The following is a 25,002-nucleotide window of genomic DNA, read 5'->3' as shown; positions in this document are numbered from 1 at the left end:
TTATTTCCTTTTTACTAAACTCATCCACCCCAAACCGATCATAATCCACACAATTTCCCTAATTCGTGTCACAACACCCATAAAAATACCGACTTTCGCAGGCAATCCTATACTCATTACGGCCATTGCCAATCCACCTTCCCGGGTTCCCAACTGCATTGGAAAGAAAAAAACAAGATTGGCAAATAGGGAAGATCCTGAGCTAATGATCATAGCATCAATAAAATCAATATTGATATCTAAAGCCAAACCAATAAAATAAATCTCAAAACAGCCTACAACGCGTGCTACAAATTCCCAAAAAAGCGCCGTATAGAAACGATCACGACGATTTTGAAAGAGGTTTTTCACCTGTTGATCGACGTCATTCAAAGTTTCATATTTCGTATCCAGTACATCACCCACTTTCTTGCCTACCAAAGGCAGTTTAGACAAGGCTTTCAATAGTGAAACGGTAATTCCCTTCTTATAAAATTTTGTAAATAGCCAAGTACAGATGATAGCCATTACAAAAATCGCAGCACAGGCCACATTGACCATCGTGCTAGCAGGCACAAACCAAAGAATTAGAAAAACAGAAGCGACCCAAAATAAAATATGCGATAGGATGTGCATGACACCGTATAACAGCACAGATGAACCTGCCTTCGAACCACCGACATAGTTTTTAAGCTCCATAATACGATAAGGCTCCCCTCCTAACGCAACAAATGGTGTTATATAATTGATGGCATACCCCGATATTGTCAATTGTAAGACCTTCCAAAAAGGGACGTTTGTCTGTGGCAATTCCGGTTCCTGAATAATTGCCTTAAATGCCATAGCATTCATCCAGTAGAGTACTGCCCAGCTACCAAGTACAGGCAGAAACCACCAGCCAATATTTTCAAGGTTGTTCCAAATCTCATCAATTCCCATTGCATGAATCATATAGGCCAGTGTACCTATACCGATCAGCATAAAGAGCACTTTATAGATTTTGCTACCCATAGGTTGGATCATTTGTTAATTTATCAACAAAATAGCCACTTACCTTTTCTTGTCGGTTACACATATAGATCAATATCGGATTTAGGACAAACATGTCAAAGAAAAAGTAAATCCAAGGTTGGCCGATAAACAACCAAACAAATAGGAAAATCACCCTTGTATTGAACTGTACAATATTTGTATACTTCATCAATGGTTTATTTTGAGTTCTAAAGTCGACCATTAATTGTTTTGGCAATTCGTCTTTATAGCGACTTTTCACTAGGCGCAGTAGCTTTTGCAGTTTTGGCGAAAGCTTTTCCTGGTTTCGTGTATAGCCCATATAGCCATTTAACACAAATTTGCTGAAAAAATTCTTGCGCCAGGACAAGGCATCGTAGTCAACTTTCAAATCACGTGTATTGTCCAGCTCACTTCCAGCTTTACCTTTAATAAAATACAAATGCACGTTACGATAATAATCAGCCATTGCTGACTGAAGCATATGCGATACACCTGCAAGCACACAAAATACCCATAGCCATTGTGGCCACCCCTCGTTAATACTGCGTAAACAGATCGCAATATGAATAGAAGCAAACCAAAAATCGCCAGCAAAACCATCCAAGATACGACCAAAGCGACTTTTATTGTCCGTCATTCTGGCCAGCTGTCCATCGGCACTATCTAGAGAATTGGCAAAAACCAATAAAAGCATGCCGATCACATTAATCCATAACGCCGGGTAATAGAATAAAATACCCGCCGCAACGCCAAAGAAAATACTAATAATGGTTACAGCGTTGGGTGTAATACCAATTTTTGCACAGACTTGCGCAATGCGATAACCTATAGGTCGATAAAACCAAATATCAATTCGTTCCTCGGTATCATTAGATTTTAAAGATTGTTCGAATGCACTCAAATTATCTTCTTCGATTACATTAACTTGTTCTTTCTGCATTGTGGTTCTTTTCAGTAAATTTATGGTAAACCATTTGAGCAATGGCCTCTGCAGCCTCTGCCCGACAAGGCGCAAAACTTGGCCAGTCATTTAAGTCAATAATATGGAAGTCTCCATTTGCATCAATAATCACGTCGCCGCCGTAGATATGTACATCCAGGACTTCTGCCGCACGATTGGCGACTTCTTTTAGTTTGTCGAGATCAAAAGGAAAGTGTACGACCTCATCATTAATTTGTTCATACAAATCATATTTGTGATGATTGTGTTCATAGGGGTAAAAATAAAAAAAGAAATCCGTTCCCCGCACCGCATAAAATTTTAGTAGGTCTCCGGCAAGATGTTCAGAAATCACCGCCTCTTTAATCCCGCGGAGCGCATATTCATTCAAGATATGTTGCGCTTCTTTCAGACTAGCGGCAAAAGTAACATCTTCTTTATGAATGGCGTGAAAGTCGCCACGTTTGATCCACACACCCTTTCCTTTCAGTTTCTCAAAAATAGATTGAATATCGGCAACCGTAGAGATCACGATACTTTTCGGATAAGGAACTCCACCTTCCAAAAGCTTAAGGGTCATATTTTTCCGAAAGCAATTTTCAATTCCAAATCCAGAATTCAAAACATTGACCCCATTATTTTGAAGAGATTGCAACTTTTTCACTAAAGTCTTTGTTCTCCCCATAGTCAGAATATTATCCTGCTTCACGGATGCTGAAGACAAAAATTCATCCTCGTTACAAAGCTCTACCGAGGCACCTTTTTCAGTCAGTTTTAAAACTACTTCATTGAATATGGCGGCATCATTCCCCACATGGTTGGGTGAAAAGCGATTTTTTCGAGTTACGCCTAAAATAGAAATCATATCGCTCATTTTACTAACTAACCTCCTCACTCAAAAATTGTTCTGCGACAACACGATCTTTTAAATGATCAATATCGACCACCTTTTCAAATACAAATGCTTCTACTTGTAAATCGTTTTCCAATAGAGCACGCTGAAAATTACGCATTCTGGAATTACCTGCTTCGACGGAGCTCAACGCACAGTCCATCGCCGCCTGACGAAAGCAGTAAATTCCCCCAGAAACGTACTTCGTTTTGGCGGTTGCCGTATCCAAAAAAGCTTCCACCCGAAGCTGCGAATTGGTGTTCACATAGAGCGGACTCTCATCGTCAACAAAAGGAGTTACAGCCATAAAAGCATCGGCCTGTTGATGTTGCTGAAATGCTTCTAAATAGGCATGAAATTCATGTGGCCTAAAAACCGTATCTGTTGTGGTCAGACAACAGGACGACCAATCGGGGTTGTTTTTGACAAGCAAGGCAAAACTATGCAATGAACTTGCAGTATCTTCCTCTATAAGCACAATAGGTAATTCAAACGTCGTTTTTTCCAAAAACAATTTCAGCTCCGGAGATTGTTTATTGATAATAACATGAACTCGTTGCGCTCCTTCTTTAACAAACATGCGAATCAATCGTTCAATTAATGGAACTCCATGTAATGGTAGCAAGGGTTTCGGTAAATTGAACCCCTCTTTTCGCAATCGAGAACCTTCTCCCGCTGCTATAATTGCAAATTCCATTTCTTCTAATTGCAAAATAAAATCATTTATAAAAAAGCAAAACCCCCGTCACTATCTCAGCGTTCGTAAGCGCAAAAGTCTACAGAGGGTTATATCACAAATCTTCAATACCGTAAAGATGTTGAAGAAAAAGGGGAAAAACTGTTTTTAGACAATTGTTTCCCCGCTCTTATTAAGTTAGCTTATTGAATACTATCGACTAGCTCCTGGTAATAATCCAGTCCTAAATGTGTGATTAAATCTTCACCCATAATGTGACGCAATGTATTTTGCAATTTCATCAATTGTTTGAAGATATCGTGTTCAGGAGGCAATCCTGGAGCTGTTTGAGGCGACTTCAAGTAGAATGACAACCACTCTTGAATACCCGACATGCCTGCACGTTGCGCCAAGTCAATAAACAAAGCCAAATCCAAGGCAACCGGTGCTGCTAAAATTGAATCGCGGCATAAGAAATTGATTTTAATCTGCATTTTGTAGCCCAACCAACCGAAAATATCGATGTTGTCCCAAGATTCTTTATTATCACCGTGTGGAGGATAATAGTTGATACGTACTTTATGGTAAAGGTCACCGTATAACTCAGGGTTCTTTTTCGCATCTAGAATTTCTTCCAATACCGATAATTTAGACACTTCTTTTGTTTTGAAATTTTCAGGATCATCCAATACTAATCCGTCACGGTTACCTAAGATATTCGTCGAAAACCAACCTTCAACACCCAAAGCTCTCGCTTGAAGACCAGGTGCCACAATTGTTTTCATCAATGTTTGACCTGTTTTAAAATCTTTACCTGCAATTGCTACACCATTTTCATGCGCCAACTCAACAATCGCTGGAACGTCACATGTTAAATTTGGTGCACCATTGACATACGGAGCGCCCTCTTTCAATGCCGCATAACAATAGATCATACTCGGTGGAATACGTTGATCATCATTATCTAACGCTTCCTCTAATTTAGCTAAGGTTGAAAAAGCTTCGTTTGTCTCAATATAACGCTCAGTAGATCCACACCATACCAAGACAATACGGTCTAATCCGTTTTTCTCTTTGAATTCACGAATATCACGTTGTACAGCATCTGCCAATTCACGGCGAGTTTTTTCAGATTTGATGTGCGTTCCGTCCAAATTTTTCACAAAATTACGGTCAAACACAGCTTTCATCGGTTGGATAGCCTCCAATTCAGCCTTAACAGCATCCAATTGACCTTGCTCCAATACCTGTGCTTTTGATGCAGCCTCATATACGTTATCTTCGTATACGTCCCAGCCACCAAAAACAACATCTTCCAGTTTTGCTAAAGGGACGAAATCTTTAATTAATGGATTTCTGTTCTCAGTGCGTTTACCCAGACGGATTCTGCTCAATTGAGAAACAGATCCGATTGGTTTTGAAAAACCTTTGTTTATAGATGCCACACCAGCGATTAATGTTGTAGCCACAGCACCTAATCCCGGAATAAGAATACCCAATTTTCCATTGGCATCTTTCACTTGTTGTCCCATATTAATTCTATATACTTAAATTGTTATTTAATTGATGTATTATGATAAAATAATTCTTAAAATTAGCTTAAAAAAACATATTTCATACCACCCCGCACTTAATTTATAAAATCGTGACAAATAGCGATACGAAGCCTATTCGAAACCTTAAGAAATAATCCGAAAATGAATTATTATTTAGTATTCTACTAGTCCATCTAACTGGAATTTAACGTTTTTAGCTAAAGTTGTTAACCCAAAAAACAATTGTCCTTAATTTTACTCAATATATCAAGATTCGAAAACTAATCCAAATTCAATCCAAAAAAAGTTTTTCTTTCTTAAAAATTGGTCAATTTTTCTTTTTCTATTTCCCATAAATATGACAATAAAATTGGAAAATGGTTTTAGTAGCACTAACTTTAGCCTAAAATCTAAATACAGGCAATGAGTCTATCGTTCAATTTATAAACCAACAGCATTTGACCTGCGCATTGTTATTGGATAAATGCTCTGCCAATCGGTAGCGCGATGACAAATTTAACGGTATCCCCTATAGCCTAAGGTGCATAAGAGTATCCATAACATTGCAACGAACGAAACCAAGTGTAAAGTAGAGTTTTACACCAAAGAATGTACTGAACAAATAATTATCTGAATGAAAAATACAATTTCGTGCCTAACTTTGGCGCTTTTAAGCGCAAGCCAGTTACATGCTCAAACCGCTGCCGACTCGGCTTATGTTAGAGATCATTATGAAAAGACCGAAGTAGCAATCCCCATGCGAGATGGGAAAAAATTATTTACTGCGATCTACAGTCCAAAAGACAAATCGAAGAAATATCCAGTTTTGCTCAATAGAACGCCCTACACGGTTTCTCCTTATGGACAAAACGAATACAAAAAAAGCCTGGGCAACTTTCCGACGATGATGCGTGAAGGCTATATTTTCGTCTACCAAGATGTGCGGGGCAAGTGGATGAGCGAAGGTGAATTTGAAGATGTACGTCCGACCACCTACAGCAAAGACAAAAAAGCCATCGATGAAAGTACAGATACCTATGATGCGCTTGAATGGCTACAGAAAAATCTCAAAAACTATAATGGCAAAGCCGGACTCTATGGGATCTCCTATCCAGGCTTCTATTCTACCGTTGGATTGGTCAAAACGCACCCGAGCTTGAAAGCGGTCTCCCCACAAGCTCCGGTAACAGACTGGTATATCGGCGATGACTTCCACCATAATGGCGTACTGTTTCTTCAGGATGCATTCACCTTCATGTCAACCTTTGGTGTCCCGCGTCCAAAACCCATCACCCCAGATCAATTCAAGAGCAAAATTCAGATTAAAGAAGCCGATAAATACAACTTCTTTTTAGAAGCCGGAACAGCACGGGAACTGAAGGAAAAGTATTTTGGTGACTCCGTACAGTTTTGGAATGACCTGTTTAAACATCCCGACTATGATGATTTTTGGAAGTCGCGTGTGATCACCAATTCTTTACAGGAGGTAAAACCAGCGGTGATGGTCGTCGGTGGTTTCTTTGACGCGGAAGATGCTTATGGAACATTTAAGACCTATCAATCGATTGAGGATAAAAGCAAAAAAAACAACTCGATTTTAGTCGCGGGACCTTGGTATCATGGCGGCTGGGTTCGTGCAGAGGGAAACTATTTAGGTGATATCCAATTTGAGAAAAAAACCAGCGTTACCTATCAGGAACAATTTGAACAGCCTTTTTTCAAATATTATCTAAAAGATGAAGGGAACTTCGCACCATCGGAAGCGAACATTTTTGTCTCTGGAAGCAATGAATGGAAACATTTCGAACAATGGCCACCCAAAAATGTAGAAACAAAAAAACTATACTTCCAACCTCAGGGGAAACTTGGATTTGACAAAGTTCAACGTACAGATTCTTGGGATGAATATGTCACTGACCCCAATAAACCGGTTCCGCACCAGGGTGGGCTAATCCAAAACCGAACGCGAGAGTATATGGTAGATGATCAGCGTTTCGCCGCTAGTCGCCCTGATGTCATGGTTTATCAAACGGAACCGTTGACAGAAGACCTGACTATAGTTGGCCCCATCAAAAATTTCCTTAAGGTTTCTTCAACAGGTACAGATGCAGATTATGTTGTCAAACTGATTGATGTTTACCCGAACGATGCAGCAAGTTATCAAGGAAAAACAATGGCTGGATACCAGATGATGGTACGTGGTGAGATCATGGCCGGGAAATACCGAAATGGTTTTGAAAAAGCGCAGGCCCTGACTCCAGGAATGGTCGAAAAGGTGAATTTTGAAATGCCAGATGTTGCGCATACGTTCAAAAAAGGACATCGCATTATGGTTCAGGTACAAAACTCCTGGTTTCCGCTGGCAGAACGAAATCCACAGGTGTTTTTAGCGCCTTATACAGCTACCAAAGCTGACTTCCGTAAAGCCACACAACGTATTTTTCACGATGTGAACAATGCCACGTACATCGAATTTTCTGTCCTCAAAGATTAACAGTTAAATTTGAATAATAGCGTTTAAGAGCGAATTGAATAAGGCTACATCAGCTAAACAGCTGAGCCTGATGTAGCCTTATCTTTAATCTTCCGCTACATACTTATCTTCCCCGGCCTTCCATCCTGCAAACAATAAAAGTACGATACTGCCCGCTAAAAAATAGAAGGAGTAATTCCAGGTAGCATCTATTTCGTGCAGCTTACCGAATACCGGCGGGCCAAAAGCTGCAATCAGATAACCAACAGACTGGGCCATGCCCGATATTTTAATCGCATTCGCCGTTGACCTCGCCCGCAGGGTAAAGAAAAGAATAGACAAACTGAAAGAAAGTCCATTGGAAAGTCCCAACAATATGGCGGCAACATAAATTCCCTGAAGTTTGTAATGCCAAAATATAAAGATACTTCCAAACATGCCTATCGCAACAGCCGCTGCCATTAGACGCTGATCCTTCATCCGATGTGCCAAAATAGGCCCAATAAACATTATGGGAATCATGGCAATTTGGATCAAAAAAAGCAACCAGCCCGTATCCTCCGCTGGCATACCATAATCGACCAATACTTTAGGTAACCAAGAAATCAAACTGTAGTAAATTAAGGACTGAATACCCATAAATAAGCTGATATACCAAGCTAATCTTGACCTAAAGATATGTCCGATTCCACTTGTCGCCGGTCTATTTTCAGTGATACCCTGTGCTTTCTTTCGGCTTAAAGCATCAAAGGAAACAATGATAAGGGATAACAAGGCTAAAATCACCCAAACCCCCAAGGAACCCTGCCACCCGAGACCAGTCCATTCGCCCAATCGTAAACTAAACCCCGAAGCAAAAGCTGCGGTCAGATTCATTGCTACGGCAAAAATGCCTGTCATCAGTCCAATCTGCTTTGGAAAATTTGTTTTTATATAACCGGGCGTAACGACATTGCCCACACAGATCCCAAGTCCGATTAAAAAAGACCCCACAAACAGCGTTGGCATATTGCCCCAAATCCGAAGCACAATTCCTACACTCAACGCCATTAAACCGAGTAATAAAAAACGGTGCATGCCCAGTTTATGTGAATATCGGCTCACTGCTACAGAACAGCTCGCAAACATAAAAAGAGGTATTGCCGTCAATAGACTGCTTTGAAAACTATTTAATTGCAAATCTTCACTGATTTGCCCCAGTACAGGGCCAACGGCTGTGATTGGCGACCGCAGATTGGTTGAGACTAAAACAACAACCAATATGGGTAACCAGGTCCAAGAGACAGCTGCGGATATTTTTATATTTTCTTTCATCATAAAACCACACTATACATGTAAATTAAGCTATACACGTAATGAATGCTTGCAAAGGTATGTATGGAATTTTAATTAAATTTGCCATTAATTTAATTTAAAACGACATGGATCAGACAAATCATACGTTGATAATTGAAGGCATCCAGAAATCAACCTATGTCTGGTTTGAAGAAAACTGGATACACGACGACGAGTTACACAGTCATCGGAAAGGTCAATTGATTTATGTTGAGCAGGGTTTTCAATACCTTACCGTTGCAGGAAAAATGTACCTACTCCCCCAAAATCACGTTGCTTGGATTCCTTCAGGTGCATTACATAAGACCAACTCCCACTCGGAACGCATTAAGCTTATAGTCCTTTTTTTTGATCCCCCACAATTTGACAGCTCACAAGAGCATTTGTTTTTCAATCAGGTACAGCTATTTTCGGCGCCTAAAGTATTACGGGAAATGATTTTATATACCGAAAAATGGTCAAAATTGAGAGAAGAAAATGAACAGGAAAGAGTTTTCCTCGGTGCTTTACTCCATGAACTCCCCTATTTCTGCTCACAATTACTCCACTTAGAAATTACCCTTCCGCATGAAAGCAGGCTTCAAACGGTCTTAAATCACCTACATGACCATTACACAGAAGCCATCACGTTAGACGAGATTGCCATGCTGTCCAATCTTTCGCTCCGAACTATTGAACGCCTTTTTAAAAAAGAAACCGGAATGACGCTTGCAAAATATCAGCAGCTCCTTCTCATTATCAAGAGTTTGGAGCTTTTGAGCACAAAACAATTCACCATCTCTCAAATTGCGTATAAAGTCGGTTATAAAAGCGTCCAAGCATTTACCAATAGCTTTTATGCGGTGATGAAATATAGACCTTCGCACTTCATGATGGACTAGTTTTGGCGTAGCTACAGGCGGTTTGTAGCTAAGCAGCTACAAAATTTAGGACGTTTAAAAAAAATAGTAACGAATATTTGCACAGGTGTAATATTTACACTATCTTTGTATCATCATAATTTAGGTTTATAATTGGTTATTTAAGGTTTTCATTCTCCCCGTTTGAAAACCTTTTTTTATTTATTTTCACCGTCCCTCAAATCATTTCGCTACTCCGCAAACGTAATAATTTCCCTTTTAGGCCCAAACAAAAGCAGCTGATCGCATGTTCTCAAAAAATAGCGTTCAAATTAATTCTCAAAAAATTCAAGATATTCTTTAACAATACTGTATTTTTAACGAATATATTCGGATGAGAAAGGTCACGCGAATAGAAAAGAGTTCAAATATTATATTGAAAAAATAATCTAAACATATATGGCAGAACATGGGGATTTGCAAATCGCAATACTAATCGATGCGGACAATGTATCTTATCGAAAGATCGAAGAGATTTTGAATGAAGTCAAAAGATATGGAATTCCGACCATCAAACGCATCTACGGAGACTGGACCAACCCATATGTTGAAAAATGGAAGGATAAACTCCTTACCCATGCAATTACCCCCATACAACAATACAGTTATACACAAGGCAAAAATTCTACTGACTCGGCATTAATTATTGATGCCATGGATATTCTGCATTCAGACCGAGTTGATGGGTTTTGTATTGTATCCAGCGACAGCGATTTCACCCGACTGGCTACACGTCTTCGAGAATCCGGTAAACTGGTCATCGGTATCGGCGAGAAAAAGACCCCCAAACCCTTTATTGCCTCCTGCGACAAGTTCATCTACGTCGAAATTTTTGAGAAAAATCAAAAGAAAGAAACGGTCGCAAAGAAAAAGCAACAAAATCAGCCCAAACCTGCTCCCGTTGACAATCCAACAAGTATTGCCGTATTGGACGAGGAGACTTTGGAACTTTTAAAGGACACGGTGGATGATACTGCAGATGAAAATGGCTGGGCATTCCTGGGTGAGATCGGAAGTCTTTTCAACAAAAGAAAGCCTGATTTTGATGCGCGCAACTATGGATACGACAAGATGTCTCATCTTTTCAAAGCTTACAAAGAAGATTTTGAAATTGAGGAACGAAACACCGACAAATCGCGCATAAAACACTATTACATCCGTAATATTATTAAACGGCCTTTAGCAATGGCCAGCCCAGCTACAGCAGTGGACACCGAGCACAAAACTCCTGCTACTCCTACTCCTTCCGTACCCTCTACAGAAACTACGGAAAAAACTGCAAATCAAAACACCAGAAAGAAAGGGCGGCAAGATAAGAAACGTCAGGATAAAACAAACTCTGAGCCGATACAAAACGAGGCTCCAAAAGTTCAGGAAATTCAGGAACAAAAAACAGAAACGCCCCCCCCTACAGCTGACACTCCGCCCACGAACATGTTGTTTCCTTCTGAAGGTAACAAGATCACTACAGATGACGTAAAAAAATCGCAAATACGGATCACGAAAGAATTTAAACCCCTATTCCCAACCAAATCCCAAAAATTAAGGATTATGATCAACGCTGGAGAATATGAATGTAATTTTACCTATCGCGGCAGAGGGTTTCATGTGCTTAAATTAGGAAAAGATGCGGCGACCAAACTTGGCCTTTCCGAGGGGATACAAATACAAATAGTCAGACTGAACGAAGTTAGCTTTAGCCTTCAAAATAAATCAGTTTAATATCATTCAGCGGAATTATCTTCTGTATCATACGATAATAGGACAACAATACATTGTCCTATTATCGTATTAAAGCCTTATGCAGGAGGTTTGTCGTATTGAAATAACAATTAGCGTCCACCAGCAAATTCCATCGTAAAATGGTAGTTCTCATCGATGGCCATTGGCTTACGATCCACTTTACGAAAATCGCGTGCTTCTTCAGTCCACAGGAAAGGGTAAAATGAAAAAACTTGATTGCCGCTCAGGAGTTTGACCTCTTCGCTCCAGTCTTTCCATTTAAATGTTTCGTAAAACTGTCTAATATCCCCTTTCAATGCCCAAAAAACAAAATCTGAATAACCACATTCCAAACTTTCCCATTGTAAGGTATCTTGTGCGAAATAATAGACCTGTCCAATAGCATCTCCCAGCGCACCAGCATTAATAGCGAAATAACCACCTAGAACATCGTCTGCAATCAGCAAAAAACCACCTTTTTCGCCTTCCTTGTCAAAACTTTTCCCTTTATTCCATTCCATAATCCCTCGGTCCAACTGCGACGAGCCAGAGCCTAAAATACGTAACCAGCCCCCATCGATTAAAATACCACCAGTTTGATGAATAATGGCTCCCATAGGCGATTTTGTGGTAATTTGGGCCCTTAAAAGTTCCTCATCAGCCCGCTTAGGGTTTCGAGGAAGCACTTCATAAGCATTCGTCGCTTCTTTCATCCAACTTTCTACCAACTTCCATCCTGAATTACTTGTATCAATCAGTTCTTTTAGACTTTTCATTTCCTATGTGTTTTATGCAGCGACCAGCTAGTCTACCGGTCGAATTCGAACGCTATCCAGCTATTCATTGTGCCGAAATTACCATAATTCTTTATCGCATCCAAATTACAGCAGACCCAAGAGCAAATCGAAGAAAATATTCTTCGAAAACATACACCTAAAGATTAGGAACCTTGTGTCTATTTTAACTAATTTTAAGTCATGCAACATGAATTAGAAAAACTCAGATACCCTATAGGTCGCTTTGCGATACCCGATGTCATCAACAAATCCCTGTTGAATGACTGGATCAAAACAATTGCCGACTTTCCGGCCCGGTTAAAATCCGAAGTCGGCGATCTAACAGACGACGTACTGGAAAAACGCTACCGTCCCGAAGGCTGGACGATTCGTCAGGTCGTTCATCACTGCGCCGACAGCCACATGAACAGCTTTGTCCGTTTTAAATTAGCCCTCACAGAAGAAGACCCAACCATCAAATTATATGAGGAGAAATTGTGGGCCGAGCTTCCCGACGCAAAAAATATTCCAATAGAAAGCTCGATCAAATTGCTCGAAGGTCTACATGAACGCTGGGTTATTTTGTTGAAAAGCCTGACTGGCGAACAGCTTGAAAGAGGTTTTATTCATCCTGCGACCAAAAGGTTGATTTCTTTAAAGATCAATATTGGCCTCTATGCCTGGCATTGCAATCACCACCTGATGCACATTGTCAATGCTAAAAACCATTGATGGGCATCAAATATCGCAATGATCATTTCACTTAAAGTCAACAGATCATTGCGATAAATTTACTCTATTGCCGTCACTTTACGATAATGACATCGCCCATATAAAGGCCAGCAATCCGGCGGCAACCAGTCCAATAACACCCGATACCACAAAGGATAGGAAATAATATCCTACCGTCCGTGTTTGCTTCTTTACACGATGAACAATGCCTGCAGATAACGTATAAAGTGTTCCAAATCCAAAAAAAACAATCAGGATCAAGTCGATCAGAATGCCACCAAAATCTATATTTGCTGATGATAACATAATTTACTTTTTCTTTTTAAACAGTTTGCCAAAAAAGGACGAGCTAGCACCTGAGTCTTCAGACTGATTATCCCATTGCAATAAATCCAGTTCGATATCCAGTTCATTGTTTTTTGCAAAATCAAGCCAATGGACATATTTTTCCTGATTTCTAAATGTAGGATCATTCTTGTAATAATCCAATAAGCGAGCAGTGGCACTTTCGTAAACACCATAGTCGTTGGCTCGTTCAAAATAGTGGATCGCCTTTTTACTGTCCTTTTTAAATTTAAGTCCCTGATCATAGAGCAATCCATAATAAATATTGGAATAACTATTTTCTTTATCCCTTTTCAAATAAACCAATAGACGATCGTAATCCTCCAAACTGTAATAGATAGAAGCTATATTGCTGGTGTTCTCAACTAATTTTAATTCAGCTTTCTGATAATAGCTGAGGGCTTTTTCCAGATCTTCTTCGACATAGGTTCCACTTGAATAAAAGTAGCCTAAATTGGACAAAGCATAGCCATTACCCAACTCTGCTCCTTTCATGTAGGCATTAAATGACTTTTCCAGGTCTTTTTTATAGCCGATGCCATACTGAAAGAGGTAGCCGATTGCATTCCATGCAGCGGAATAATCTTTTTGGGCCGCTTGTTCATAATATTGAATTCCTTTGTCCAAATCTAAAAAAGGATTGTCTTCGCTATCAGTATCCGTATAGATATTCCCCAATTCATGCATGCTGCTTTCATTATTCTGGTCAGCAGAAAAGGTAAAATAGCGTATCGCCATTTCGACATCGCCTTGTCGGCAACAGTCCAGGGCCATATGATATAGCGTATAACTATCATAACTGGATTCAAAATTATCGCCCTTCGCAGCCTTCCACCCTTCAAAAAAACGATTACATATTTCAAAATCTTCTCCAGACAATTGATCCAGCTTCTTCAGAAACTGACCATATTGATCTTCCTGAATTACTTCCACACCATCGTAGCCCTTTTTATACAACAGGTCACCTTGCAATAACATCAGATCCTGATAGTGATTAACGCTTGCACAAACATAATCGTAGGCGGAACTGAGCGTCCTTTCCACTGCGTCAAAATAGTAATATCTTCCCGCATGGTCTTTCAGAATAAAATAATCCATCACAGCAGCATATACAATTTTCACATAGTGCGTTGAGAGCGGGACCAGCCACACCTTTTCAGCAGCCTGATAAATTCCCCTCCCGGTTGCTGTTTCGATAATATAGCAATCCCAGGCGCCATTACCAAAATCAGTCCCCCCTTGAATGGACCGAATTGCCAAATCTTGCAGTACAAAGGCGCGGGCTTCCAGGTCATACAAACGGATGCCGCCGGAATCAGCAAAAAATAATGCGCTTCAGCCATTTCCGGCATTAAGTACAGCAACATCTTTGACCAAGATAGTTCCATCGGGAGACAAAACTGATTTTTTCTTTTTATTATTCAAATTGACTGCATAAAAATCAAACAGTAATTCGCTCAGTGCACTACTGGCAAAAGCGCCAAGCAAAATACCGCTATTGGAATAATAATGACGCAGTTTATTTCCCCCAATCTCTTGATAGATAAATCCATCATAATCAATTTCAAACGGTTTGTCCGCACCGGCAGCATTGAACAGCTGGCCTTGAGCATCGATGATATAATATTGCTGATCTTTCTTCCCCTGATAATAACCGTAAGCAAAATCTTCGAGTTCATCATATTCAAGTGGTATGATTATTTCTCCGTTCCCGACGTTGACTAATCCATATTTTTTAGCTAAGCTCACCTTACCAACCGTTGATCCGGTTCCATATTGGGCTGGCGCCGCCGATGAATAAACACAGGAAATAGCTTCTTCTCCACCCCTATTCAAATAACCGAACAGCTCATTTTTCTGTATGACTGCGATCCCTTCACACTCAAAAGTACCAATTTCCTGATAGCTAGCTTCGACCTTCACCTCCCCTTTTGCATTGCGTATCCCCCAAAGCCCCTGATCTTCAAAAAATTGATTATCCAGACGATCAATCGCGTCTCTATTCCACCAGCCTAAGCCATAGTTGCTCCATTCCAGTTCGAGCATCGCTAAAAAAGAAGTATAACCAGCGGACACCAAAATAAACTCAAGCTCAGCTAAGGATTGTTTTTCGATTGCTTTTTCATAGAGCAAATTCTTCTCAAGGATTTCAATTGCAAAATCTTTGGCCTGTTGGCTATGTTTAACATCGCTCATGTTAAATACATCACTTGCGTTCAGCTGGAAATAATCGAAGGGTAAACCGTCCAAAAAATCGAACAGTTTCCCGATAGCTGCCATGGCCAGCGCATCGGAATTTAACCCATATTCATGAATGAGCAAATCATACAACGCACGAAGCTTTCTGACTCCCGGTTCCTTTTCGGAGTAAACTAAGGTACCTTTTGCTTTCGGATTAGCAGCAAATAGGGGTAAAAAAAGGGGTGGAATCACATAGTTCCATTCTCCTAAATAATGAGGGAAGTAATCTTGATCCTTCTTATCTGTATTGTAAATATATATGCGATGAGCCATTTTCTATGCAATTTCCTTACTATTGATCAATTTCAACAGCATTTTCTTTAGCAAAATTGAACCAAAATCCGTATTTATCCGCGTCTGAAGCCGCTCCATGCGCTCCATAGAGTTGTAGCAAACGATTAACGGCATAGGCGTACACGCTATTTTCATTGGCTTTTTCATAGTAGCGGATCGCTTTTTGTAAGTTTTGCTTTACACCAAAGCCTTCCTCATAAAGAATCCCATAATAAATAGCAGAAAATTGATTGGTTGTATCCTTTTTCAAATAACGCAATAAGTTCGCATAATCTTGCCCTTGATAGTAGATTTCTGCGATTTGAGCATCATTATAAATCCCCGCTTTCTCTGCTTGTTTAAAATAATCTAGGGCTAAGGCATAATCTTGTTCCACATATTCACCCTCGTAATACCAGTTACCCAGGTTGCTCATGGCCTGCGCTTCCCCCAGCGCAGCAGACTTTTGATAGGCCTTTAAGGCTTTAGATACATCAAAAGCTACACCATGGCCTGTGGCATATAAAAATCCCCAATTGTTCCATGCCTGCGCATGATCATGAGCCATGGCCTTTTCATAAAAAGACTTTCCTTTTTCGATGTCCATCCCCTCGTAGTCATCATCCGTAAAGATGTTTCCAAGCAGATATTGACAGTCCGCACTACCCCGATCTGCTCCGAAGCTGAACAGTCGAATGGCATCTGAAATCTTTCCCTCCGCTTCCAGCTTCTTACCATTTTCCAACAGCGTTTCATTGTCAAAATACTGTTCGTAGCCGTCGCCCTTACGCCTGATCCATGCCTGATAGAACTGTATAAAATAACTTTGATCACGCCCCCGGAGCTGGTATCGCTCGGAATACAAATAGCCATATGCTGTTTCGGGAATCTCGACAACATTTCGATTTATATCCAAATTAAACAACTTATCCCCTTTGAATAAAAGCAACAGTTCACCTTCGGCCGCTTCTGGTCTTGGGTAATGAAAAGGCGAACAAATATAATCATACAGCGCACTACGGACGTTAAGCTTCGTATCGAAGCAGTACATACCCTGTGCACAGTGTATGCGCATAAAATCCAAAAAGCAATGTTCGATTTTTTGATAGGCAATAGCAGGTTCAAGTAACCATTCCCCTCGATGAGCGTCATAAATCCCCTGTCCTTGGGCACAACCAACGACAAAGATATCTTTACGGTACTGCTGTATATGATCGACTAGAACCTGATCAATCGTTAAATCAGCCAATCGGAATAAGCCTAGTTCAAGCGAATAGATCTGCCATCTTTTATTTTTGAGATACGCAATACTTCGATAGTCGTCCAACACTATAATCCGGTCAATTCCTTCATCCAAAATATTACCATCGGGTTGAATGACGGCAATTTTTGACTGTAGCTTATTGGGTTTAATCCAAAAATAGCGATTGGCTAGCGGCTCCAGGCTACCTTCCAAAAAGGTCCCTAAAAACTGACCATCCATTAGGTAATACTTCCTTTTTATCGTTCCTTTTTGCCGGCTATAGAACAACTTGTTATAGTCAAACATAAACGACTCGGCTGCGGGATCTGAAATAATCAATCGTCCTTCAGCCGAAAGGAGCATGTGGCTATCCCCCTGTCTTGCATTTAAAAAGCCATAGGCGATCCAGTCGAGTTCATCATATAATGCAGGTATGCTCAGCTGTTTGGTATCAATATGCAATACCCCACGTTTCCCTGCCACTTCCACTTCAGCGTAATTGTTCCCATTGATATGTCGGGCATCAAAGGCCTCCACATATTGACATGGAATTAGTATAGTGCCACTCGTATCAACATAACCAAAAAGGCCATCGCGTTCAACAACAGCGATCCCCTGTTCATTGAATTCGAATATTTCATCGTAAATCGCCTCAACCAAAATATCCCCCTTGGCATTCTTTAATCCCTGCTTTCCTACTGCCTCAAAAACTTCAGGGTCTGGCTCTTTCAGAACGTCTTCTTCCCATAAACCCAATCCATAATCAATCCAATCGGTTTGAAGGGCATCTAAAAAAGAAGTATAACCAGACGCTTTCACAAGCGGGTCAAGCGGATCTAAGGACTGTTCTTCGACAGCTTGTTCAAACAATAAGGCTTGCATTTTAATTTCTTCCACCCAATCTTTGGCTTGCTCCACATCTTTTTCCGCATTCATTGTAAAAACATCGCGTCCATCGATCTGCAAGGTATCAAAAGGTAGCGCTTCCAAAAATTCAAACATGTTGTTGACAGGCTCATAATAGCTTTTTTTATAATGCAATTGATACCTATCAGCCAACAACGCATAAAAATAGCGAAGTCTTGCGATCCCATCTTCCTTGTTGGCATAAAGCTGAGAACCTTTGGAACGGATATTGGCGGAAAATAATGGCCGCATGAGGATGGGAATTTCATAATTCCATTCAGCCAGGTAAGTGGGATATGTTTCTTTGGTCCTGAGATTTACATTATAAATATAAATACGATGTGCCATACTTTATTTCTTCTGTTTTTTGTTGTATCACATTGATCCGTTCCATACGACAAGAATCATGCGAATGCCGTAAAAATACCGTATTTATCGATTTTTTCGATTAGCGGAAAACAGGGATTTTTTTCTCCCCCTATTTTCGGCAACTTTGGATTGGATTTTGTAACAGAAAGAACAATGAATCATTTCAAATACAGTTATTATAGCAGTGCATTAGCACTCCTCGCGTTACAAATCGCTTGTCAGGAAAAACCAAAACAAGCTGAAGCACCTGTAAGTTCAAGCAAGGCCATGGAAAAAGCTGCCGAGGATACTGCCCCCAAAAAAAGTATCTCGTTAAAAACTTCCAAACTGGATAGCATTGACCAAGCAAATGCACAAAGCGTACTGGAATCTGACGAAATCACCAAAGCTTATGTAAACTTAAGTGCTCGAGACAGTATGATCCGCTTACATGCCAATATACGTATCGATCATCGCTTCTTTGGATACGAAGAGGCAGATAAACAGGCTACGAAGTTGCTTTTGTTTTCCATCTTTACAAATGATGTGGAACACAATCCATTTCAACTCAAATTGGGTGCATACTATGATACCTCCGACTTAGAAAGTAAAGGTTTAAAACTAAAATATGCTGGCCTAAAGGGCGACTTTGTAGCAGCGAAAATCATAGACGCCACCGATACACCGGTAGGCACCGTCTACTTCGAAAGAAAATGGGTTGAGATTGAATAACAAAAACCGTTTCTCAATCTATATGTTTATGAGTAACAACAATAATTGCGAAAAATAACGATGAAGGTAATCTTAAAGACTATGTTTCTGTCCTGCATGGTATTGTTTTTCAGCTGCCAGCAAAAGAATGGAGCCAAAAAATCAGCTGCCGCATTCAGCAGCACCGCCAGCATAGACTCCATAAAGAAACAAAAAGAGCTAACATCCATATCCGATGATAACCTTTCGCTCTTTAAACAGCTGTATCCTATTGCTATTCTTCGACCGGAAAGCAACGATAGTTTTAAGAAGTATGGCATCGAATTCTCAGGAATATGTTATGCATGCGATCTTGCAGAAATCAAAATGAATAAAAAACAACTGCTTTTGGTCAATGTCTGTGATTCCAATGAAATCTATCAAATCAAAGATTTCACCTATAATTTTCGTGACAGCGGCCTCACGATGAAGACTAAAAATAATGAGTTTTACTTCAAGAAAATAGAGAAAGAGCCCATTTTCGAATTAAAAATTAAGGGGGATTCTCTTTTGTTAAAAAATAAACGTGTCGCAAAATACTATACACAGAAAGCTTTAGTCGATCAGTTCGAAGTCCATGATTGTGGTGATTTTCAGGGTTAGCCCAAACGCGACTCAGCTTGAATTAGTGTATTAAGACAGCGCTGCACCGGACATTAACGTAAGATCTTAAAAAGACCAGACAGCAATGAAAGCAGGCAGAAGCCAATTTCATGGTTGCCTGCTCCGTTCGTTAGACCTATACTTCAAAATAAAACCCCGATTCAGTAAGTTCTTTATATTTTACCCTGTCAAAACTATAGATCTTTGCAGCCCTGGCACGCCGGTCTTTTTGCTTATCGCTGTGGTCGATCAATAAACCCATGCTGAGAATTTTTTTTCGAAAATTCCCACGGTCAATTGACCGCTGCAGAACGGTTTCATACAAATTGTGTAAATCGGGCAACGTAAACTGTTTGGGCAAGAGCTCAAAACCGATTGGTTGATAACGAATTTTACCCCTGAGCCGTTGTATGGCGGTGTTCAAGATCTGTTTATGGTCAAAAGCGAGATCCAACTTTTCGTCAATACCAAACCATTGCACCGCATCGATATCAACCCCTGCTTCCAACGTATAAGCATCGGGCCTGACAAGTGCATAATAGGCAATACTAATGACTCTTCCGCGCGGATCACGAGCTAAGTTTGAAAATGTATAAAGCTGTTCGAGGAAAATATCTTTGAGACCGGCCTCCTCCTGCAGTTTACGAATCGCACAGTCGTCGGCGTTCTCATCTTCCTGAATAAAACCGCCAGGAAATGCCCATTTTCCCAAGAAAGGCTCTATTGCCCGTTTGGTCAATAATACCTTAAGCTGGTTTTTATCAAAGCCGAAGATTACACAGTCAACCGTAACAGCAGGTCTTGGGTAATCATATGTGTATTTTTTTTCTGAGGCTGTCATCTGCTACAAAGTTACTTCGGTTGACAATTTGATCTGGATTCCATACTTCTCCTTTAAAGCCTCAAACTGCTGTAAAGTCTGCGCTTCAAATCCAGCGATGGGCGACATACAGTCGATCAATAAGGTGATTCGTGACGTAATCGCTCGATCTTGTTCAAAATATTCCAAAATCTGCACGGTTGATGCTAAAACACAATGACTGGAAGCTTCACCGGCGATGTATATCGCATCGTAATCGCGAATTGCATCGAGCACAGCATGATTTACGAATTTATTATCGTCATATTCCGCTTTGATAATACCGTACATTTCCGTATTTGGATCTTGCCCCTTATAAACCAATATCGGTTTGACCTGACGTGCTGCACTGTGAAAATAAAGCATATTGGTAAATTGACTCTCCAGCTGCGCCCCCGAAGTCCCTTCCAGACAATGGTATGGCCAGATACACAATTGTTTTTTTCCCTCAGCTTCCAAATGCTGGAGATAATCCAGCGCTAAGGCTGTATGGTCATTCGCAGCACGCCAGATACCATCGCGGACATCGGCATGGCGAATAACGGTGAATCGCTCCGGATGATTTCCCGCACTGTCAAGCCACCAAGCGGGATGGAAAATCTGCCTTATCGAGTGACAATCGAGACTACACATGACTTGCGTTAAGGCCTCAATATTACGGTACATCCACTGCGTCAGACGTTGTACATCGGCCTTTGAACCGTTGACGGCAAGACTACCGATGGATTCCATAAAATCATTTTGGACATCGATCGCCAATAGCAAGGTTCGTTTTTTATCCAAGGCTGCTGGCTGTATATTTTCTTCCTGTGCCAACATCAACATGTTTGGAATATTATCCTTTTTGCCGCTGGCAATCTGTTGGACATCTACAATCTGATCAAATTGTGTTTTTATGTTATTCAGTTTCATAACATCTATATTTATTTCAACGCAGCCTTCATTTCGCAGAACGATGAAGCCATTAAAGCCTTCTTCCAGTGAAAAATCATCTTCACTATAGTACTTTTTTGTCCCTTGTTGCCTGTTATGAAGTGCTTGCGTCGACTTCTCGAACCATTTAAAATTAACCTTTGAATGTAGGCACCGCTGCAAACTTGTGGGCAGATTGTTGTATACGTTTACGAATAATTTCGTCTATAACCGGATCGCCCGATGTACCTTTTAAAATAAACCCATCGATTTGCGCATAGGTCATACCCAATTCCTCTTCATCGGTCTGCCCCTCCCAAAGACCAGCAGATGGACTTTTATACTGAATAGATTCGGGCACCCCCAAATATTTGGCTAAGGTATATACTTCCTGTTTGGTAACCATTGCCAGCGGGTTCAGATCATAGGCACCATCGCCCCACTTCGTAAAATAACCTACAGTAGCTTCGGCCATATTCCCCGTACCAATAACAAATCTACTACCCAATTGTGCTAATTGATACAAATACGTCATACGAACACGTGGACGAATATTAGCAAGGCTCAAAGCGCGGTTAGTGGCGGTAGCTTCTGCGATAAACTTTTCTTGATGAATGGCCAACGCATCCACCGCGGGTTGAATGTCAAATACATGAAATGGAAAATCAAATTTCTGAATAAGCTCCATGGCATGTTGATGGCTTTTACTTTTGTTCATATCACTGCCATACGGCATCAACACCAAGTGGACATCCACCTGTGCCAGCCGGCATAGGCAAGCGACAACACTGCAGTCTATTCCACCACTCATACCCAATACAAGTCCTTTGCGGTCGGCCGATTTCACCTGTTGGGCAATCCAGGATGCCATCAATTGTGCATACTGTGCAACGTTTTCATCCTGGATGAAAAACGGTTTGTTTACGCTATTTTCCATATACTCGAATTGTTTCAGTTCTTAATCTATTCCTTATTTCTTCAAAACGCGTTGTGCGTATAAATTCGCCATTCAGATAACATGTTTCCAGCAGATTTCGTTCACCCAGATCGGCGACCGTTTGCGGTGTAAGATCGTCTATCAAACGAAAATCGTCATTTTCAAAGACCACAGCGACCATCCCCTTTTGCGACTTTTTAAAGTTGCCAGTATCTGTAGCGGGACGTTTCTGTATCGCTTTAAACTCACCATTGACAATCTCAGCCGTCCCTTTTAACGCAAAGCCAAAGGTATCCCGTGTCACATACTGATAGGTATACGAACCTATGCCCAATATGGTATTCGTCGAGGCAAAACCCTTATCCAGCAAACCTTGACAGATCTTATCCGCTCGATCGACTGTAATGGAATCACCGTACACTACGCCAATATGGGGATCCAGCTCCTTAAAGCCTTTGCTGTTGGTCGTACCACCAAAAAGTTCAAACAAACGTTCGACGATACCTTTCTGCACAGTACTGCGATCAGATGCAGCATCGCCACAGATAATCTTCACAGGATCGCCACTATCGGGACGAATAACAACCTTCCCCTCCCTAGCCATAATAAGATCTTTCAATTGCGGCAATACATTGTCAACTACATTCCAGAGGTCGTAGGTATCCGATACGATGGAGATATTTCCACTTGGATACACCGTTGTGATTAAATGTCGAAATGCTTCTACCTCGTCCTCTCCGTACGAACACATTACACTGTGCTCCGTCGATGGGGTGTACATCATTACATCACTTTTTGCATGATAGTAGGATTTCAGATACTCCCGAACAGACAATGTAGCAGAGACACCGAAGCTCAACAGATGTCCCCCAGCCGTACGATAAGCCGTTTCAGGAGAACCCATACCACGCATGGAAAAATCTCCGGCCTGCGTAAAGACTTTATTGACGTCGCCCGTTCTCTCGGCAAACCCCGTCAATAACCTTTTATAGCGATCTGCGATTGTCGCTGCAGTCATCGGTGACCAGATAAAAGCCGATAATTGTGTTTCCAGGTAACCCGGAAGCCAGAAAAAATCGGGATGTGTATTTTCAATCGTAAACATTGGTACGCCGACAGGAACCAAGCTTCCTTCCTGCAACGCATTTACCTTGATTGGAAGATACCCCAGCCGATGTAAGTCGCGAATATGTTTCGAATCATGCGTCGCCGCAAACTTCGCGTTTGTATTTTCAAAAACAGTTGCAATTGCCTCTTCGTAAGCCGCCACGACCTCTTCTTCCGGTTGAGCAAAAAAGTTTGCATCAAATGAATTGGTGATTTCGGCCAAGGCTCCCTGTAATCCAAAAAATACAACATGACTAATACCTTCTATGCGAGACATGCGTGGCGTCCAAGTCTCATAAACCCATTCCGTATGTGTTGGATATTGATCCTTATGACACAATTTATAACCATCTGTCCAAAGTATTGGATTCTTGCTCATTGATTTAAACATAACTTTCAGTCGTTAAGTTGATATAATTTATTTTTGGGTGCTCGGTATCCATCATGGAATTGGTGGTAAAGACACTGGTTATTGGTGAATCATCATCCAACAGGGTCCCTTTAAAAATTCGGGCTTCACAATGTGTGACCAAAAGATAAACTGCACTGGCTCCCATTTCTTTCAATATTTTCCCGGCCCAAAGAAATGTGCCACCTGCAGAACAGAGGTCATCGACAATAATACATTTTGCGCCGAGCGGAATATCTCCAGCCTTAAGTTCCATCCCTTCGATCCGGCCTGTTTGTGGATTTCGCTTTTTCTCAAAAACACAGCTATTTTCATAGCCGCTGTTGATGTAACGTGCCGCCGCTCCTTTATCCGGGAAAACAATCCGATCATTGTCCGAAAAATCAAGCTTTTCCATCAACTGTGGCAACCAGTCCACTGCCGGATAAACCCCAACACTGTTCACTAAAAGTTCTAGGGTAACGTGGGAATGCGGTTCGACCACAAACACCTGATCAAATTGCAAACTGTTGATAAACTCCGCCACATAGTTCAATGTGAATAAATCACCTTCTATTTTGCGATCCATACGGCTATAGGGCATATAATGGATCAATAACCGACAAGTTTCAGCTTCGGTTTCATCCAACCGCTTCTTGACAAAAAGCAAGCGGATTAAGTCTCCATCTTCTTGATATGTAAATTCGACAAGGTTGTCTTTTAAGATCAACTGATCAAAATCTTTCACTTTTGTTTCCCCGTTTGGAAATTGTTCTGTGACTACCTGTTGCTTATTTAATACGATCATAGCTTTTAATTTTACTTTGTACTATTGAGTATTTTTTACTCAACAAATATGAGGATTAAATTTAAGCGCGCAAAATATATTGAGTACTTTTTACTCATAAAATCACAAAAACACCATAAAACACTATCAATCAATCAAATAATTTAGAGAAAGTTAGTTTACTTAAAATTCATCCCCCATTTCTAACTATTGGTCCTAAAGCTGATCTCCTGATTCACCTATATTAAACCAAGCATACCTATACCAAGTCGTATCTCATAACAATTTTTAGTCACTATTTAGACAGTGATCATTCATTAATTATACAGT

At 40.7% G+C, this 25,002-nt stretch carries 22 protein-coding genes; 6 read left to right on the top strand and 16 right to left on the bottom strand.

All coding sequences use genetic code 11. The features are described from left to right. From B3H30_RS22680 to B3H30_RS22660, 5 genes are all read right to left on the bottom strand, one after another. Nucleotides 1-990, bottom strand: coding sequence for a lysylphosphatidylglycerol synthase transmembrane domain-containing protein (locus B3H30_RS22680; RefSeq protein ID WP_070569644.1), 990 nt, complete (start codon nucleotides 988-990; stop codon nucleotides 1-3). Further along, entirely contained in the window at nucleotides 983-1,933 is a 951-nt protein-coding gene (locus tag B3H30_RS22675) for a CDP-alcohol phosphatidyltransferase family protein (RefSeq protein ID WP_070569641.1), read from the bottom strand. Before B3H30_RS22675 ends, B3H30_RS22680 begins: the two co-directional genes overlap by 8 nt. Continuing rightward, nucleotides 1,914-2,798: a hypothetical protein gene (locus B3H30_RS22670; protein ID WP_231585333.1), complete on the bottom strand. Its 885-nt coding sequence runs from the start codon at nucleotides 2,796-2,798 to the stop codon at nucleotides 1,914-1,916. Before B3H30_RS22670 ends, B3H30_RS22675 begins: the two co-directional genes overlap by 20 nt. A 13-nt stretch (nucleotides 2,799-2,811) precedes the next feature. After that, nucleotides 2,812-3,537, bottom strand: coding sequence for a nucleotidyltransferase family protein (locus tag B3H30_RS22665; protein ID WP_236560164.1), 726 nt, complete (start codon nucleotides 3,535-3,537; stop codon nucleotides 2,812-2,814). A 167-nt stretch (nucleotides 3,538-3,704) separates the two neighbouring features. After that, complete coding sequence (locus B3H30_RS22660; protein ID WP_070569637.1) at nucleotides 3,705-5,033, bottom strand: inositol-3-phosphate synthase; 1,329 nt, start codon at nucleotides 5,031-5,033, stop codon at nucleotides 3,705-3,707. A gap of 637 nt (nucleotides 5,034-5,670) precedes the next feature. Between B3H30_RS22660 and B3H30_RS22655 the strand changes: the two genes are divergently transcribed. Continuing rightward, complete coding sequence (locus tag B3H30_RS22655) at nucleotides 5,671-7,530, top strand: CocE/NonD family hydrolase (RefSeq protein ID WP_070569635.1); 1,860 nt, start codon at nucleotides 5,671-5,673, stop codon at nucleotides 7,528-7,530. 84 nt (nucleotides 7,531-7,614) lie between these two features. On the opposite strand, the gene B3H30_RS22650 is transcribed toward B3H30_RS22655, so the two are convergent. Further along, entirely contained in the window at nucleotides 7,615-8,826 is a 1,212-nt protein-coding gene (locus tag B3H30_RS22650; RefSeq protein WP_201303505.1) for a CynX/NimT family MFS transporter, read from the bottom strand. Nucleotides 8,827-8,930: 104 nt separating this feature from the next. On the opposite strand from B3H30_RS22650, the gene B3H30_RS22645 reads away from it, so the two are divergent. Both B3H30_RS22645 and B3H30_RS22640 read left to right on the top strand, forming a co-directional pair. Next, on the top strand, nucleotides 8,931-9,725 hold the full coding sequence (locus B3H30_RS22645) for an AraC family transcriptional regulator (protein WP_070569631.1): 795 nt from the start codon (nucleotides 8,931-8,933) through the stop codon (nucleotides 9,723-9,725). Between the two features lie 417 nt (nucleotides 9,726-10,142). After that, nucleotides 10,143-11,465, top strand: coding sequence for an NYN domain-containing protein (locus B3H30_RS22640; protein ID WP_070569629.1), 1,323 nt, complete (start codon nucleotides 10,143-10,145; stop codon nucleotides 11,463-11,465). Nucleotides 11,466-11,575: 110 nt separating this feature from the next. Here B3H30_RS22640 and B3H30_RS22635 read toward each other — a convergent pair whose 3' ends face one another. Then, nucleotides 11,576-12,241 (bottom strand): DUF2625 domain-containing protein, encoded by a 666-nt coding sequence (locus tag B3H30_RS22635; RefSeq protein WP_070569625.1) that lies wholly within the window; start codon nucleotides 12,239-12,241, stop codon nucleotides 11,576-11,578. 201 nt (nucleotides 12,242-12,442) lie between these two features. On the opposite strand from B3H30_RS22635, the gene B3H30_RS22630 reads away from it, so the two are divergent. Further along, entirely contained in the window at nucleotides 12,443-12,973 is a 531-nt protein-coding gene (locus tag B3H30_RS22630; protein WP_070569622.1) for a YfiT family bacillithiol transferase, read from the top strand. Between the two features lie 78 nt (nucleotides 12,974-13,051). On the opposite strand, the gene B3H30_RS22625 is transcribed toward B3H30_RS22630, so the two are convergent. From B3H30_RS22625 to B3H30_RS22610, 4 genes are read right to left on the bottom strand one after another with little or no spacing between them, the layout of a single operon-like run. After that, nucleotides 13,052-13,279: a hypothetical protein gene (locus B3H30_RS22625; protein ID WP_070569618.1), complete on the bottom strand. Its 228-nt coding sequence runs from the start codon at nucleotides 13,277-13,279 to the stop codon at nucleotides 13,052-13,054. Nucleotides 13,280-13,282: 3 nt separating this feature from the next. Then, nucleotides 13,283-14,617, bottom strand: coding sequence for a tetratricopeptide repeat protein (locus B3H30_RS22620; RefSeq protein WP_070569612.1), 1,335 nt, complete (start codon nucleotides 14,615-14,617; stop codon nucleotides 13,283-13,285). Between the two features lie 36 nt (nucleotides 14,618-14,653). After that, complete coding sequence (locus B3H30_RS22615; protein ID WP_070569609.1) at nucleotides 14,654-15,832, bottom strand: WG repeat-containing protein; 1,179 nt, start codon at nucleotides 15,830-15,832, stop codon at nucleotides 14,654-14,656. Nucleotides 15,833-15,851: 19 nt separating this feature from the next. Then, on the bottom strand, nucleotides 15,852-18,329 hold the full coding sequence (locus B3H30_RS22610) for an SEL1-like repeat protein (protein WP_070569605.1): 2,478 nt from the start codon (nucleotides 18,327-18,329) through the stop codon (nucleotides 15,852-15,854). A gap of 174 nt (nucleotides 18,330-18,503) precedes the next feature. Here B3H30_RS22610 and B3H30_RS22605 point away from each other — a divergent pair, with 174 nt between their 5' ends. Together B3H30_RS22605 and B3H30_RS22600 are read left to right on the top strand one after the other, a co-directional pair. After that, complete coding sequence (locus B3H30_RS22605; protein ID WP_070569602.1) at nucleotides 18,504-19,061, top strand: hypothetical protein; 558 nt, start codon at nucleotides 18,504-18,506, stop codon at nucleotides 19,059-19,061. Between the two features lie 60 nt (nucleotides 19,062-19,121). After that, nucleotides 19,122-19,682 carry a hypothetical protein gene (locus B3H30_RS22600; RefSeq protein ID WP_139145084.1) on the top strand — a complete coding sequence of 187 codons (561 nt, stop codon included), beginning with the start codon at nucleotides 19,122-19,124 and terminating at the stop codon, nucleotides 19,680-19,682. Between the two features lie 136 nt (nucleotides 19,683-19,818). Here B3H30_RS22600 and B3H30_RS22595 read toward each other — a convergent pair whose 3' ends face one another. From B3H30_RS22595 to B3H30_RS22575, 5 genes are all read right to left on the bottom strand, one after another. Beyond that, on the bottom strand, nucleotides 19,819-20,523 hold the full coding sequence (locus tag B3H30_RS22595; protein WP_070569595.1) for an NUDIX hydrolase: 705 nt from the start codon (nucleotides 20,521-20,523) through the stop codon (nucleotides 19,819-19,821). Nucleotides 20,524-20,526: 3 nt separating this feature from the next. Further along, entirely contained in the window at nucleotides 20,527-21,453 is a 927-nt protein-coding gene (locus B3H30_RS22590; RefSeq protein ID WP_201303504.1) for a hypothetical protein, read from the bottom strand. A 154-nt stretch (nucleotides 21,454-21,607) separates the two neighbouring features. Next, nucleotides 21,608-22,390 carry an NAD(+) synthase gene (nadE, locus tag B3H30_RS22585; protein ID WP_070569592.1) on the bottom strand — a complete coding sequence of 261 codons (783 nt, stop codon included), beginning with the start codon at nucleotides 22,388-22,390 and terminating at the stop codon, nucleotides 21,608-21,610. Further along, nucleotides 22,380-23,876, bottom strand: a complete 1,497-nt coding sequence (locus B3H30_RS22580; RefSeq protein WP_201649465.1) for a nicotinate phosphoribosyltransferase — start codon at nucleotides 23,874-23,876, stop codon at nucleotides 22,380-22,382. The genes nadE and B3H30_RS22580 overlap by 11 nt, the downstream gene beginning before the upstream one ends. Nucleotides 23,877-23,880: 4 nt before the next feature. Continuing rightward, on the bottom strand, nucleotides 23,881-24,693 hold the full coding sequence (locus B3H30_RS22575) for a ribose-phosphate pyrophosphokinase (RefSeq protein WP_070569587.1): 813 nt from the start codon (nucleotides 24,691-24,693) through the stop codon (nucleotides 23,881-23,883). Nucleotides 24,694-25,002 lie beyond the last annotated feature (309 nt).

This window comes from Sphingobacterium sp. UBA7038 (genome assembly GCF_002494055.1).
In the GTDB taxonomy this organism is placed as follows: Bacteria; Bacteroidota; Bacteroidia; order Sphingobacteriales; family Sphingobacteriaceae; genus Sphingobacterium; species Sphingobacterium multivorum.
Note: the sequence above shows the minus strand (reverse complement) of the source record. Positions and strands in the feature narration are given on the sequence as shown.